Origin of the sequence: Halobacterium wangiae, from assembly GCF_021249345.1 — an archaeon.
Lineage (GTDB): Archaea > Halobacteriota > Halobacteria > Halobacteriales > Halobacteriaceae > Halobacterium > Halobacterium wangiae.
The window spans coordinates 2095738-2109283 of sequence record NZ_CP089588.1 but is presented as its reverse complement, the minus strand read 5'-3'; the positions used below and the strand labels follow the sequence as shown (position 1 = coordinate 2109283).

Genomic DNA, 13546 nt, shown 5'->3' with positions numbered 1-13546 from the left:
TCTACACCGCATATTTATCAATTGGTCGAATATGTGCTTATATGAATCGCCGCCGGTTCCTCGCCTTCAGCGTCTCCACTCTCACGCTCGCAGGCTGTCTCGGGCAGACACCCACACTCAACCAGTCGACCACCACCCATCCTTCGGCGACCACCACACCACCTGAAACCGAAACGTACGTCGAGAAGCCACCGTGCCCCGAGCGACCGAAGTCGTTCACCAGCGAGTCCGCGCTCGCATTCGCCATCGCGTTCGAGAAAGCCTACGTCAAACGGGGGGTACTCCAGACGTACGAGCGCGTCATCTCCCTCAACGTAGGCGTCGTCGAGGGACTGGTCGAGAAGTCCGCGACCCAGATGGACGACGGTTGGCTAGTTCGGTTCACGGTCCAGGGGCCTGCGTACCGGTATTACCCCGACCCGAATTCGACCGAGACGCGCCACGCGGACCCACCGGTCTACGCCGCGAACTATCTCATCACCGATCAGACCATCTTTCGAGCAGAGGCAACCGAAGCCGTTGACCCCCGTGAGGAGGGAAACGAAGTGAGTTTCCCACCAAGCTGACTCATCTATCTCCTGTATATACCGATTAGAGTGATCGGTCAAGGTTGTGAATGAGGCAGGTGATAGTGAGTTCTCGAAATTGTTTCCACCAGTGCCGTGAGCGGACGAACGCACCGTACTTGCGCTTGAGCCGGGAGTTTACTGTCTCGTTCTGGCTTCGTTGGCCGTACAGATCAGCATCTAGTCGCGCGTTCCACGCCTTGTGGAGCGACGAGAACTCGCGGTGTTTGATGAGCGGACGCACCTCCTTTTCACGGGCTAACGTGCGGATCTCCCGGTCGTCGTAGCCCTTGTCTCCGAGGAGAATCGCAACATCGTCGGTGTTCCGATTGATGAGTGCTGGTGCAATCTGTGTATCGTGTTTTCTGGTCGTCATTATGTACAGATCAAGAATTGCGTTCGCTCTCGTATCGACCAACAATGTGACTTTCAACTGCTGAATCGTGAGCTTCGCCCGCTTCGTGTAGTGGTTCGAGGCGTGGCTTCGGTCGAAGCCTCAGGCGTCGATACCGGCGACCCAGAGCCAGGGACGCTAGACGTCCATCGGGAGGATGGTGTGGCCAGTCATAGCGACGGGGACCTCGTGCGTCGATGGTGTGGCCGTGACTGGAAATATCTTGTCTGGTCGACAGAGGCGGTCGCGCTCGACTCCGGTGGGAGGCGACACCCACCGGGGAATTATGTGGACGTGACAACGACCCGTCGTATGGTCGATCTGTCCGGCAACTTCTTCGGGTTCTTCATCCTCCTCGGTGGCGCCCTGTTGGTGGTCAACCATCCGCTCGTGGGTGGGTTCAACCGCTTCACGAAGTCGCTTGGAACGACACAGCGGCCGAGTCGAAGAACGTTGCTCACTTCCCTCTATTGCTGTCCACGAGACATTCCGTAGTGCACACCGGCAACAAAGACGACCACACCGAACAGGAAGACCTGGAGAAGGAACTGCCAGAGGTAATCGTCGCGGATTGGGCTTTTGAGAAAGGCGACTCCAAAGATGAGACCAATAAAACCCAGGCTGGCGATAGTCCTAGGTAACTCGGAAGCCATGGTGGGAAATCCAAGAACACCAAGAAGAGGCTAACGGAATTTCTCTTCCCCGCACTCCTAATTCTGGGGGATTGCCGCATGAACCGCGGCCATGTCGTAGAACACCGGATTATTCGACAGGGATATTTCGGGAAATAGCTGCTAAACAGGAATGCGTATCACTCAGAGGAGTCGGGTTCAGGACTCTGACTCACAGCGTACAGCGAAGAGAGGAAACTCCCAATAAGGCCAACCACCCCAACCCCAAATGCGGCGAGAACGATATCACCCGAGCTACCGTATCCGCTGGCTTCAATTTGAACTGCCCACAGCATCAACACGATACTGAACAGGAGGACGTCTCTTGACAGGGACATATAACACGTGCTAACAGCAAACTGTTTAGCTCTCCTGATTGGTTGCCACGCTCGCTTTATCACCTGTACCTAGCAACAGTGAGTGTCGTAGAAGACTGGATTATTCGACAGGGCTATCTCCCGAAATTGCCGGTAAGCAGAATTGCACACTGCTCGGCCGTCCTGGCTCAAAGTCGCCGCTCCATGATGCCGACACCTATCTTACTGGCACCGGTTCTGTAGGAACGCTACGGTAAACGGCGAATGGAAGGTGACGTAAAGGACCTCATCGTAGGTCGCATCTCGTGGACAATCTGGAAGGAAGGTATACTCCTCGACGACGCCGACACCCATTAGTGATACACGGATAGTAGCACGCTGAGACTCGAACGCGTCCTCGATTTCGGTGAACGCCTCTTCGGGGCCGGACGGGCCAACATCGAACGTTCCCCTGTAGAGAATGTTCTCTGAGAGCCCGGACTCAACCGTTTCAGGAAGAACCTCCAATTCAACCGGGTGTTGGTTCTCGAACTGTCCACCGACCTCGATGGTGACCGGTGGCGGCGACGTCTCGACGAATCTGCTACAGCCAGTGAGACCACCGATCGAACTCGCTCCGAGAAGGCCAAGAAACGTCCGCCGAGTGGAGGGCATCATCTTCTGCATGCTTGCTCACTTTGATATCATTATCTTTTTCGGTACCGTTTGGTGAGTGGGTGGTCTGTACGTAGCGACTCGTCGTCCGGTGAGAAGACGAATCTGAGTCGCCCAGATTTAGCCGTCTCACGTCCCTAAGGACGATTCGTTCGTGGGTCGAACGAACGCCCTTCGCGCCCGCTGACTTTCACCGGGTAAGAATTGTCGGATACGGCAGCTCTCCGTATCTTAGTGAACTTGGCCGTATCTGAGTTTGGTCATGCAGTGTGGCGAACGCGCCTAGGTCGACTCGTTACGAGATTACGGTCTACGATTCGTTGCTGGTGTTGCTTCTCTCTAGAGGCGAGCTCTGGACTGTTTGTTGCAGCCGAGACTGTTCTGCATCGCCCATGAAGTTTCTGAACGGATTATACGACCTGTGCCGCCAGTAACAAGCCCTCCCCGCGTATGATTGAGAAATGCGACGAGAATTACGGTGGTCGCCACGAAGGACTGTCATGCCAGCATTCACCATGTCCGAATGGTGAGGTGACCGACCAGCACCGGTTCACTATTGTACGGAGTGAGTATGGGGACGCAACGAAGGAAAAGAAACCGTTGGAATTTGGTTCCGGGTAGTGGAAAGAAATAATTATAATCCGATAATATTACTTTATTAATTTATGTATAGGAATTCTCCCTATTCCTCTGATAGCCCCTTGAAGTTGAGCCATTTATTCTCATCAGCATAGACCATTCTGAACGACGCTTCCCCGGCAGGCAAGATGTCCATCTTATACTGAGCAACGGAATTGCTACTTGTATAGCCGGGTTTTGTCAGTTGAAGATCTGTATGGCTCTCCCAGACACAGAGGAACTTCCGTTGGATGCGTTCCAAACCCTACCTCTATTATTCTGCTCAGTAGCGCCAGCTACTATCTCAATTGAAGCAGTACACCTTTGATGGTTATCGGTAATCGAACAGCTATGCCCCTCGTCGCTGAGTTCGACATCGACTGCGAACACCTCCCCTTCGTTCCCCTTGCCAGGGTGCTTCCGGACACGACGATAGTACTTGACCTTCAGTTCAATCACGAAGAACTCCCCCTGTTCGTCCTCTCCGTGACCGGCGCTGATCGAACGACAGTTGAGAAGACAATGGATGACCTTCCTGTCGTCGGCAAGTGTACCGTCCTTGGTGAAGCGGGCGAGACTCGCCGCTATCAGATTCTCCCCAGACAAACGTTGGAAGACCATCTCGGCCCACACATCGACAACCTGTCTGGACTGGAGGCACTGGCAACGACAGAGGCAATCATCGAACGCATTGAGGTGCTGCCGACGGGGTGGCGGCAGTCGGGCTGGTTCGCTCACCGTGACGCTTTCCACGAGTTCCGGGAGTTCTGGCAATGTAATGGTGGATTCCGCCTGCACCGGCTCACTCAAGAAGGTGACGCCGAGCCGCCTGGAGACGGTCTGACAGACCGCCAGCGGGAGGCCCTTCGGACGGCCTATGAATTGGGGTATTTCGAGATTCCGCGGAGAGCGTCGCTGGAGGACGTTGCCACACAGCTGGACATTTCCGCGTCGTCGGTGTCCGAACGGTTACGCCGTGCTCAGACCCAGCTCATTGAGGAGACCGTGGCGACGACGTGGCCGCCGTTGCCCGGATGAGCCCGCCCACCACGGTATTTAAACACCCTCACGAATTCGAGAACGGCCTATCAGGAATCCGATCTGACCGTGAACGTGTAGATGACATCACACCACTCACTGCCCCCAGCTAATCGTACTGTTCCGCAACAAGAGGCCGGACTCGCTATCGATGCAGAGAACATCCACGTCACCTACGACGACGGGACTGAAGCCGTCCGCGGTGTCAGCCTCAACGTCGCCGAGGGCGAGTTCTTCGGCTTCCTCGGTCCCAACGGTGCTGGCAAGACGACTATGATTCGGACGCTCGTGACGCTGCTGAACCCCACCGAGGGGGGAATCCGAATCAACGGCTACGACACGACGACTGAGCCCCGGGCGGTCCGCGAGTCTGTCGGTTACATGGCTCAGGAAACCAGTATCGACCTCGAACTTACGCCCTACGAGAATCTCCGTATTGCGTGTGAAATGTACAGTGTTCCAAGCAAGGAGCGAGACGAACGCATTGAAACCCTGCTTGACCTCGTGGACCTGCACGACGTAGCAGACAAACGGGCGGAGACCTTCTCTGGTGGGATGCAAAAGCGTCTTGACACAGCGACCGTACTCGTGCACCGCCCGCCCGTCGTCTTTCTCGACGAACCGACAACCGGCCTCGATCCCGAGGCGCGTCTCCGCGTCTGGGACTACTTCGAGAAAATCAACAACCGCGGCACCACTGTCTTCCTGACAACGCAGTACCTTGAAGAAGCTGACCGGCTCTGTGATCGGCTGGCCGTGCTCGAAGACGGCCATATCATCGCGGAGGGAACACCCGACTCGCTGAAGGCTACCGTCGGGACTGATACACTCACCATCGCCTTAGAGCAACCCACCGACCACAAGAAAAGCCGTGCTATCGAGGCTCTTCGTGCTGTCGAGGCACTCGATGGCGCAACTATCGAATCCACTACGTCTGGCCTCGCTGTCCACGCTAATGACGCCCGGCCGGCGACACCGACCGTCTTCGAGACGCTCATTGAGGCAGGCATCGCCGTCAGTGGCTTCGACATCGATTCGCCGACGCTTGATGACGTGTTCCTTTCGCTGACTGGTGACGAAGAAGAGGCAGTCGTTGGGAGTGAGAGAGACAACGGATTTGCGTCTACTCAGGAGGTGACTCGATGAACAACACAGCTGACAGCGAGAATTCCGCGGTCACGCAGAAGGCGTCGGGGAACAGCGCCCTGGCCGACGTACGTATCAGCTTCAAGCGATGGCTAGTCAAATCCTCGCGTAATCCCTACGTCACGTTCTCGTCGCTGATACAGCCTGTCATCTTCTTTGTCCTGATGGCAGAGGTACTAGGCGCAGTCGCTGGTGATGCACTGACGCAGGCCCTCGGCGAAGGCGTTCACTACGTAACCTTCCTCACGCCCGCAATCATGATTCAGTCCGCGCTCGCTGCAGCCGCTGTTTCAGGGATTGGGCTCGTTGACGACATGGAGACGGGAATGTTCGACAAGACGCTCATCTCGCCGATGGGGCGAGGGGCGATGTTCGTCGGGAAGGTTCTATCAGAGCTCGTCCGCATCACCGTACAGACGTTAATCATCCTTGCACTCGGCTTTGGATTCCTGTGGTTGAAGACTGGCGCGTCTCCTGAGAATTACATCCAGACTGGGCTGGGTGGCATCATCGGGATTGTCGCCATCACCGTCATATTCGGTGGGGTCTTCATGGCGTACTCGAACATCGTCGCGCTCGTGACACGTGACCGGGAAGCCACTATCATGATTGCGAACCTCCTGACATTCCCTCTGCTGTTCGTCTCCAGCGCCTTTGTACCCCTGAACGTGTTACCGAACTGGATTCAGACTGTCGCGATGGTAAATCCGATAACATACGGCGTTGATGCCATTCGAGCGCTCGTGCTTGGTCAAGATGTTCTGTCGGTGTTCAACGTGACGACTTTCGGGGGGCTCTGGAACACGCTCGTTCCAGCTCTTGCCGTGTTGCTCGCATTTTTTCTTGTTCTCGGCTCCGTCGCAGTATCCCTACTGAACCACGCCTCCAATGCTGAAGTGAAGTGATATCGAATAACAGCGCCATCCTGTTATCGAGCCTCGTTGGACTTCCTCCATACTTAGCAGACTAGTGCTGGCACTCTTTCGGCAGACCCTAGAGAGATACGAGGTTTCACTCACAGATTTTGAACCTGATAGCCAAACACTTTTAAGGAAACTTCTACTGGAAAGCCGGTCAACAGTGGGGGGATTTTCATCTACGTCGCGCTGCGTGGTCCCTCCTGGTTCCTTCGGAACAGATTATCCGGGTTTCGTCACAGGGTATTACGTGTGCCCTTCGCCCGCAGTCGATTTCCGGATGGGAACACGAGCAGGCGGCGGGATATTCGGACGGTGAACGCAGTGTCTGTCCTTTCGTTCGAGAACCGAAGGCTGAGAAGCCCCGGCGCGATTTTGGATTGGTTTTGCTTCCTGGTTGTTGGAACGGCCGCTAAGCAAGTTTTCGGATACAGCATTCTATTCAATCAGGGACAGAGAGGTGTAGACTGTTTCCGTAACAGATCTCTGTCGATTCGACGGCTTACGCAGGGGTTCTGTCTGTGTTGTCAAATACTGTCAACCGCAGGAGCGCGAAAGTGAGAAGCAAAACCAGGCCACTCCCGGTAAGCGTGATCAGGAGTTCATTGCCGACGGGAACTGGTAGAAACGAGTTAACCGTCCGTGGAATAACGACTCCTGCTAACCCAACAGCGACGCAGCCGATGGCTACTGCCGTTGCACGGGCCTGAGGGGGTACCAGTGTCATCACTCCTCCAATCACGAGAATGAAACTGACAGCGGCTGCTGGCAATGGGTCTAAGAGAACTCCCAACATGTATGCCGTGAGCGCGAATCCACTTGCTGTAGCAAGGAGCACATCGAACCCCAACTCTCGGTATGCATCAACCATATGAGTTTATACTATACTTGTAAGAATAAACCCAATGATTGGTCAAATGCGCATTTCAGCTGCTCCTGAGAAAACCCGTCATGACTACCTACATCACCGATACTTATGGATTATCACTGAGCACTGTCGTTCGGCCGGAATTAAGCGCGATACCTTCTGCACTGAGGCCGCCCGCGAAGGAGTTCGAGCTCAACTCAACGAGATTCGGTCGGGGCTCCGCTCAGTGTATGATGACGTTGCCGCCATTCGGAAGTTGAACTATCAAATGGGTGTGGTTAGCGACAATCACCCGCGCGTGCTCTCGTTCCTCCTGAAACGGTTCGACCTGACCAGCTACTTCGAGACGGTGCGAGGCTGTCGGTTCACGCCGTCTGAGCTGGACTTCCTGAAACCCAACCCGCATAACGTCCAAGCCGCGATGGAGACGTTGGGTGCCGAGAGCGCCTTGTACGTCGGTGATAAGCAGATCGACGTCAAGGCGGCTGATAACGCTGGTATTGACTCTGCACTGCTGCGACGTGAGCGCACGGCCGAGAGTGAGATTGATGTTGTGCCTACATACGAAGAGATTGATGTTGTGCCCACATACGAAGTAGCATCGTTGTGTCAACTCCACAATGTACTCTAACTGTGGATGGGGCTCAGTAATATCAAAAGAACCGCTCTTGTGACTGTGGTTTAACGAGGATGGGCGATACTTGATACGAGCTATCCATTAGTAATTTGATGGGGACCATCAACAACGCCGACTTCGGCAACAGGTTCCGAAAAGAGATTGGCCTTGATCGGTTTGATGGTTTTCTGGGAAAATATGCGAAGTACGCAGGCGCATACCCTGCGACTCAGCCTCCTCGAAACACTACCCTGAGTCGTTCAAACTCGGCTGTCTCACGCCCGAACGGAGGATTCGTTCATTGGTCGAACGAACGCGCTTCGTGAGACTGAATATGGGGCTGCCACGGGGTATGACGACCTCTGTTGCCCTTGCATCTAAAATAGGCGTTTCTCTGGTCGAAACGGGGGGCGACCCCGCTACTTAGCCGATTGGTGTGTCTCGGTCTCTAGGTCGAAGTCGTCGGGAGTTGCCGTTTCGATGGCGGGGAGTCGGCGGAGGCGTGGTCGAAGGAGGACGTAGACGGCAGTGAAGCCGAAGCCGCTCGCGGCCAGCGCCATCGTCGTCGTGGTTCCTAACGCTTCGGCCACGGTCCCGCCGACGAGTGAGCCAAGCGGAAGCGTCGCTCCCGAGGCGGTCCCCTTCGTCGCGGAGACCCGCCCGAGGAGCTCAGCCGGGAACACGCGCTGATTCAGGGTCGCGGTGAGTACGCCAGAGATGCCAGCTGGAATCCACGCGAGGCCGAACAGGGCAATCGAAAGTGCCGGTGTTGGCGAGACCGCCGCCGCGATCCAGCATACTGCACCAAGCCCCTGGGAGAGGAGTACGGTGCCGTAGGGGATTCCCTCGACGTACGGTGCGATGACGGAGCCGACGAGGCGGCCAATGCCGAGCGCCCCCAGTAGCAATCCGTAGGCGAAGGGGCCGCCGAGGCTATCGCCGACTGCCGGCAGAATCGCCAGCGTCACCCCGGTGGTGAAGTTCGCCACGGCGGTCATCAGCAGGAGTTCGACGAAGACGGTGCCACGGAGGATCTCGACGCCTGCGCGCAGGTCCGAGCTATACGACTTGAGGGTTGATCTGATGGTCGCGTCGGCGTTCTCGTCCGGATCGTTCGCCGCTTGTTCGTTGGATGGTTGCAGTGTGATGCCGGCGAAGCAGAGCGCGGCGACGGCGAACGTCAGCGAGTCCGTGAGGAACAGCGTCATCGCGCCGGCGACAGCGATGAGGCCGCCGCCGATGGCATCGAACACCATATCGAATCCGAGTGTCACCGTCGAGAGCGCGGAGTTGGCCCCGGAGAGCCGTTCGTCATCGACGATTCGGGGGAGGAGGGCGGTCTCCATCGGGGCCATCAGGAGCGTTGCGAGCATCAGGACGGGGGCGACGGTGAACAGGACGGTGACGCTCAGATGGCCTGTGGTCGCGGCGAGTGGGAGGGCGAGGACGACGACGCCCTGGGCGACTTGTGAGCCGACGAGGATGGATTCAAGCGGGAGGCGATCAACGAGTGGGCCGGCGAACACCTGTAGCAGCCACGGGAGCAATAGAATCGCGTTTAGTGCTCCGGTGATGGCGGTGGAGCCGCTCAGGTCGAAGGCGAGCCAGAGGATGGCGACGGTGTAGAGGCTGTCGCCGGCGTTCGTCACGAACTGGCCGGCGAAGAACCGTCGGAAGTCGCGGTTCTGCCAGAGCGCGCGCTCGGTGAGGGTCATCGGGGTCTACCCCCGATGGAGCTGTGAGCGTCGCCGCGTGGTTCTAATGGGCGGTGCGGCTGTGGGTTGGCGATCGTGCTAGGGTCGGACGAGCCGCGGCGAGGAGCCGCTGGCTCGGTGGATGTCGGCATGTGCGTGTGTGGTGTCGAGAGGAAGTGCGGCTACCGAGTGGTAGCGAGACGAACCCGAGTGCTGCGGCTATCGGGCCCGTCGCGCGGCGGGGGGCGAGCGGGGATCGTACACCGGGCGGACCGCGGACCGGCGGGTCATAGAACGAACTGTCCGAAGGACTCATCCAGTTATTGAAATAAGTATCGATTTACCACGACTGGTGGCGTCATGTTACTGCTAGCGACTACTTCCCAACCAGGGGGTAGAAACCCTCCTTCCACCTGCTGGGGCTGTTCGTATCTGGGTTTCGTCACATTGTATTACTGGTGCCCTTCGCGCCCGTAGCCGATTTTCGGTGGCTTAATCGCCGGAAAGCGGCGGGGTTATCGAGGTAATGAACGTAGTGTTCGTCCGTTCGTTCGACACCCGTGGACTGAGAATCCACTCGAAGGATTTCGGACTGCTTTCGACACGCGGTTGCTGGAATGACCGCTAAGTTGGGTTGCGTATCTATCGCGGAGAATCGTAGCAGACATATCATTCTCCGAAGAGAGCGCGCCCAACGATGGTGCTGCTACCTAAGGCCTATATTCTTACGCTGATTTCTCGAACTAATGGTCGGATTAGAACGAGGAACTGTCGAGCTGGAGCCGTATCGAGCGGAGTGGAAGGACCGCTACAGCGAAGAAGTAGATCGACTGCAAAACATCGCGGGCGATCGATTCGTCGATTTCGAACACATCGGGAGCACTGCTATCGAGGGAATCCCTGCGAAACCGATAATAGACGTCATGGCGGTCGTTGACGATCTTGACGACGCAGAAGCCTTCATCCCCGTACTCGAAGAACACGGATACGAATACCGTCCCGGAGATGTCGATGGACGACTCTTCTTCGCCAAGGGGCCCCGGACGAATCGCACCATCTACCTCTCCATCGCCGAGCACGGGAGCAGCTTCTACAACGAGAAAATCGCCTTCAGAGAGTATCTCCGAGAACACTCCGATGTCGCCGAACGATACGCCTCCTTGAAAAAGCGGTTAGCAGAGAGATATCCGGAGAACAGAGAGAAATACACCGCTGCGAAGGCGGATTTCATTCGGGACATTCTCGACAGGGCGATGAACGAGTAGTAACCGCTCTACTGATAGTATCGCGCTTCTCTATGCACTCTGGTTCGTGCGGATACGATTGCATGACCCGGCAGGACGCCCACGACAGTGCAGGCGAGTACTGACAGGTACTACGGTAACTACGTCACCTGTACTGAGCGATTAGTGCTTCACCTGAAGTGACCAGCATGCTGATTTCCCAACTGTGAGCCCAGCCGCTTCGACACACAAGGAATTTGCCCGAAGAGTAACGAGTTGCGCTATGGTCACCTGGTCCTCGGCCGTCTCTCGGAGAGCCTTCCTTACTGGGAGCGCAGCGGCCCTGAGCGGGATTGCGGGCTGTTCAACCATCACCGCCGATCAAGAGTCTCCTGTCTCGTCGTCTCGTGAATCGCCGATCGAGCAAATTCTCATCAGGAGTGATACTGGCGAGGAGGAACGCGTGCGGCTAACACTGGTCTATGGTCCTCCGGAAGAGTATACTGAACGCCCGATTTGGACGACATTTGAAGCCCCCGCTGATGGTGAACCGATCACCGTTGGCCAGTCTCTGGAGACGGGCGCTGGAATTTACAGCCTGACTGCGGCTTCAAAACAGCACGCAAACCACGAGGTTATCTCGTTCAACTCACGAACGCGATCGGCCGACACCAAGCTACAGTTTGAGGTCGTCGTAAAACATACCGGCGATCTCTGGGTCAATCTCAACGATGTGGGCGAATCCATCGATATCCCCTAACTCACCACCACACTGGTCAATGTATCCAGCCCACCTAGTTCTTCATAGAGGGACTGTCCCTACAGAAGGTACTTGCCCTATTGAGGCGGGTTCTCCCAACTAATTCGGAGTGAAATAACTTCTCGATAAGTGCGCGAACTATCTGATTGACGAATCAACCGGGGTGTGTGGACGTGCGCTATCGCCCGTCTCGACGCCGGCCCCGGTACGTCATCGCGGATGTCGATCCGACGACGTTCCTGAGTAACTCTTACGACTCGGCGACCGCACGACTGGAGATTCGCTTCTGGTATCCCGCCGGTGTCGACTACGGATACTACCGCATCAACTGGGTCGAACTGGACCGAAACCTGATGCTCGGTTTCCACCAGGACGCCGACCATCCGGACCTTGGGCCCTGCCACATCTAGCTCAATCACGACGACACGCCCGTCGGTCGACATAGCGCGACGTTTCTCGATGCGCATCCACTCGCCGTCCTCGATGACCGACTCCAACAACTGCCTGCAGCACTGGGATCGATTCACTGGCAGGACGGGCAGCCATCTCTACCGACGTGGCTAGATTGAACCGTGGCCTGAGAACTGTGGCTTCCACGCCTCCCCTAGTGTGATTGCAACCGTGGTTGGAATCTTTGCATACGTCGGTATTGGCGGCTCGTTCTAATCAGTTGCTCACCTGGATACAACGAATCACCCCATTCCAGCCAGGAGTAACTGTTAAGTATTCTACTATCGGTCCTTCAGTGGATAGGCCATGAACGTTCGCCAGAGTAATCTCGTTACGCCGAAACTGGTGCGCATCCTCGCGGCCATGGTTATTGGTTTCAGTATTGGTGCAGTGCTTCCCCCGGACCCAGCAGCAATCAACGCCCTCGGAACACTCCCCGGTGTCCTCCTAGCAGGCATAGGGGTGGCCGTGGGTGCCGTCATGTACGTTAGGTGTCCGGGCTTCCTCGGAGCGAAGCGCTGTGGGTGCACCGGCGCATGTAGTTGTTCGGCCGACTGAAACACCATTCTCCTAAACGCCATGCAAGGTTAGAGGGCGTCGATGATTCTAGTTGCGGTTCGAGTAATTCGCTCAAGGCGCTCGCGAACAATCTCGGGGTTGTCTGGTTCCCACGCGGCGAGGTAGAACGCAGAGCCCGATGTGTCGAGGTTGTAGTAGCGCCCGACGACGTGCGCTACGGCCTCAGCCTCAACCTCACGCTTCGACCGCTCGGTCTCATCGATGTCGGTGTGGAGGAGTGCGTGCGCGTACTCGTGGATGAGCGTCCCCGCCATACTAGCCTGATTCGAGCACGCCTTCACCTCCACGAATGCCCGAGAATCCCCCGAACTCCCCGGCGTACAGACGCCCAGTGCGTCGCCGTACTCCCACTCACCCGCCTCCACAAGACAAACGTCGATATTGAGAGTCTCACCAGCGTCTATGAGGGCGGTCACGAGTCCGAGGGCGTCCCCCCGGGCTTCCGTGTCAAGCTCGGGAAGGGGTTCGCCCTCGGTCTGGGAGACGTCAAACACCGCAGTTGGCCGGAACCCAACCAACCCCCTCGGCCACTCATCCGTTGGGAGGTCATTGTACTCGCAGTCACCGCGCTCGTGGTGGGTGGGGGATTTCCCGCAGTTGGGGCATTGCTTGGTGATGATGGGTGCCCAAATCCAGATTGCTGACTCACCCACCTTCACATGACGCTCGAACTCGTTCTGCCAGGTGTGATAGCCCGCAACCCTCGAGGCGCCTAGGCATTGCGTCCTAATCAAGAGCGTATTCCGATAGGAGTAGTCGTGGAACTGGCTCTGAACGTTGAGCCAGTCTTGGAACTCTGCGCTCGCTCGCGCCTCACCAACACTCCCCGCGAGGTCCTCGATCCACTCGTTGATGGTTTGATGCATCTCGTCTCGCCGCGTCCCAAAATCCTCGAAGCAGACTCCGGGATCACTCGTTTGTGACATTGTAATTTGGAGGGACGCTCGGTTTGGTTGAGCGCCCCGCCACCCCCTATGGGGGCGAAAACTCAGGGTGGGAGCATTGAGTGATAGCACTCGGACCAGTGTACTCGCC

At 56.8% G+C, this 13546-nt stretch carries 12 protein-coding genes and 2 pseudogenes; 9 read left to right on the top strand and 5 right to left on the bottom strand.

All coding sequences use genetic code 11. The annotated features are described in order from the left end of the window. Positions 1–41: 41 nt before the first annotated feature. The gene (locus LT965_RS11055; RefSeq protein ID WP_232700857.1) at positions 42–566 is read left to right on the top strand and encodes a hypothetical protein; all 525 of its coding nucleotides are present in this window, start codon (positions 42–44) and stop codon (positions 564–566) included. A 25-nt stretch (positions 567–591) separates the two neighbouring features. On the opposite strand, the pseudogene LT965_RS11050 reads toward LT965_RS11055, so the two are convergent. Next, positions 592–1083: pseudogene (locus tag LT965_RS11050) on the bottom strand (IS5 family transposase); the annotation flags it as partial. Positions 1084–1454: 371 nt separating this feature from the next. On the opposite strand from LT965_RS11050, the gene LT965_RS11045 reads away from it, so the two are divergent. After that, on the top strand, positions 1455–1601 hold the full coding sequence (locus tag LT965_RS11045; protein WP_232700856.1) for a hypothetical protein: 147 nt from the start codon (positions 1455–1457) through the stop codon (positions 1599–1601). A gap of 569 nt (positions 1602–2170) precedes the next feature. Here LT965_RS11045 and LT965_RS11040 read toward each other — a convergent pair. Further along, entirely contained in the window at positions 2171–2614 is a 444-nt protein-coding gene (locus LT965_RS11040; RefSeq protein ID WP_232700855.1) for a hypothetical protein, read from the bottom strand. Between the two features lie 957 nt (positions 2615–3571). On the opposite strand from LT965_RS11040, the gene LT965_RS11035 reads away from it, so the two are divergent. From LT965_RS11035 to LT965_RS11025, 3 genes are all read left to right on the top strand, one after another. Beyond that, positions 3572–4258, top strand: coding sequence for a helix-turn-helix domain-containing protein (locus LT965_RS11035; RefSeq protein ID WP_232700854.1), 687 nt, complete (start codon positions 3572–3574; stop codon positions 4256–4258). A gap of 81 nt (positions 4259–4339) precedes the next feature. After that, complete coding sequence (locus LT965_RS11030) at positions 4340–5404, top strand: ATP-binding cassette domain-containing protein (protein WP_232700853.1); 1065 nt, start codon at positions 4340–4342, stop codon at positions 5402–5404. After that, entirely contained in the window at positions 5401–6309 is a 909-nt protein-coding gene (locus LT965_RS11025) for an ABC transporter permease (RefSeq protein ID WP_232700852.1), read from the top strand. The genes LT965_RS11030 and LT965_RS11025 overlap by 4 nt, the downstream gene beginning before the upstream one ends. A 514-nt stretch (positions 6310–6823) precedes the next feature. On the opposite strand, the gene LT965_RS11020 is transcribed toward LT965_RS11025, so the two are convergent. Continuing rightward, a complete protein-coding gene (locus LT965_RS11020; RefSeq protein WP_232700851.1) occupies positions 6824–7192 on the bottom strand; it encodes a hypothetical protein in 369 nt (122 codons plus the stop codon). Positions 7193–7226: 34 nt separating this feature from the next. On the opposite strand from LT965_RS11020, the gene LT965_RS11015 reads away from it, so the two are divergent. Continuing rightward, positions 7227–7820: an HAD family hydrolase gene (locus LT965_RS11015; RefSeq protein ID WP_232700850.1), complete on the top strand. Its 594-nt coding sequence runs from the start codon at positions 7227–7229 to the stop codon at positions 7818–7820. A gap of 404 nt (positions 7821–8224) precedes the next feature. Here LT965_RS11015 and LT965_RS11010 read toward each other — a convergent pair whose 3' ends face one another. Continuing rightward, positions 8225–9520 (bottom strand): MFS transporter, encoded by a 1296-nt coding sequence (locus LT965_RS11010; RefSeq protein ID WP_232700849.1) that lies wholly within the window; start codon positions 9518–9520, stop codon positions 8225–8227. 725 nt (positions 9521–10245) lie between these two features. Here LT965_RS11010 and LT965_RS11005 point away from each other — a divergent pair. The 3 genes and pseudogenes from LT965_RS11005 to LT965_RS16660 all read left to right on the top strand — a co-directional run. Continuing rightward, complete coding sequence (locus tag LT965_RS11005) at positions 10246–10764, top strand: GrpB family protein (protein ID WP_232700848.1); 519 nt, start codon at positions 10246–10248, stop codon at positions 10762–10764. Between the two features lie 241 nt (positions 10765–11005). Beyond that, a complete protein-coding gene (locus LT965_RS11000) occupies positions 11006–11482 on the top strand; it encodes a hypothetical protein (RefSeq protein ID WP_232700847.1) in 477 nt (158 codons plus the stop codon). Between the two features lie 146 nt (positions 11483–11628). Continuing rightward, a pseudogene (locus tag LT965_RS16660) lies at positions 11629–12051 on the top strand (hypothetical protein); the annotation flags it as partial. A gap of 468 nt (positions 12052–12519) precedes the next feature. Here LT965_RS16660 and LT965_RS10990 read toward each other — a convergent pair. Next, positions 12520–13437, bottom strand: coding sequence for an ImmA/IrrE family metallo-endopeptidase (locus tag LT965_RS10990; RefSeq protein ID WP_232700845.1), 918 nt, complete (start codon positions 13435–13437; stop codon positions 12520–12522). Between the last annotated feature and the right edge of the window lie 109 nt (positions 13438–13546).

Excerpts from the sequence above, each read along its gene's own strand:
- LT965_RS11055 (WP_232700857.1), top strand. The coding sequence starts at position 42 with ATGAATCGCCGCCGGTTCCTCGCCTTCAGCGTCTCCACTCTCACGCTC.
- LT965_RS11040 (WP_232700855.1), bottom strand. The coding sequence starts at position 2,614 with ATGCAGAAGATGATGCCCTCCACTCGGCGGACGTTTCTTGGCCTTCTC.
- LT965_RS11035 (WP_232700854.1), top strand. The coding sequence starts at position 3,572 with ATGCCCCTCGTCGCTGAGTTCGACATCGACTGCGAACACCTCCCCTTC.
- LT965_RS11030 (WP_232700853.1), top strand. The coding sequence starts at position 4,340 with ATGACATCACACCACTCACTGCCCCCAGCTAATCGTACTGTTCCGCAA.
- LT965_RS11025 (WP_232700852.1), top strand. The coding sequence starts at position 5,401 with ATGAACAACACAGCTGACAGCGAGAATTCCGCGGTCACGCAGAAGGCG.
- LT965_RS11020 (WP_232700851.1), bottom strand. The coding sequence starts at position 7,192 with ATGGTTGATGCATACCGAGAGTTGGGGTTCGATGTGCTCCTTGCTACA.
- LT965_RS11015 (WP_232700850.1), top strand. The coding sequence starts at position 7,227 with ATGATTGGTCAAATGCGCATTTCAGCTGCTCCTGAGAAAACCCGTCAT.
- LT965_RS11010 (WP_232700849.1), bottom strand. The coding sequence starts at position 9,520 with ATGACCCTCACCGAGCGCGCGCTCTGGCAGAACCGCGACTTCCGACGG.
- LT965_RS11005 (WP_232700848.1), top strand. The coding sequence starts at position 10,246 with ATGGTCGGATTAGAACGAGGAACTGTCGAGCTGGAGCCGTATCGAGCG.
- LT965_RS11000 (WP_232700847.1), top strand. The coding sequence starts at position 11,006 with ATGGTCACCTGGTCCTCGGCCGTCTCTCGGAGAGCCTTCCTTACTGGG.
- LT965_RS10990 (WP_232700845.1), bottom strand. The coding sequence starts at position 13,437 with ATGTCACAAACGAGTGATCCCGGAGTCTGCTTCGAGGATTTTGGGACG.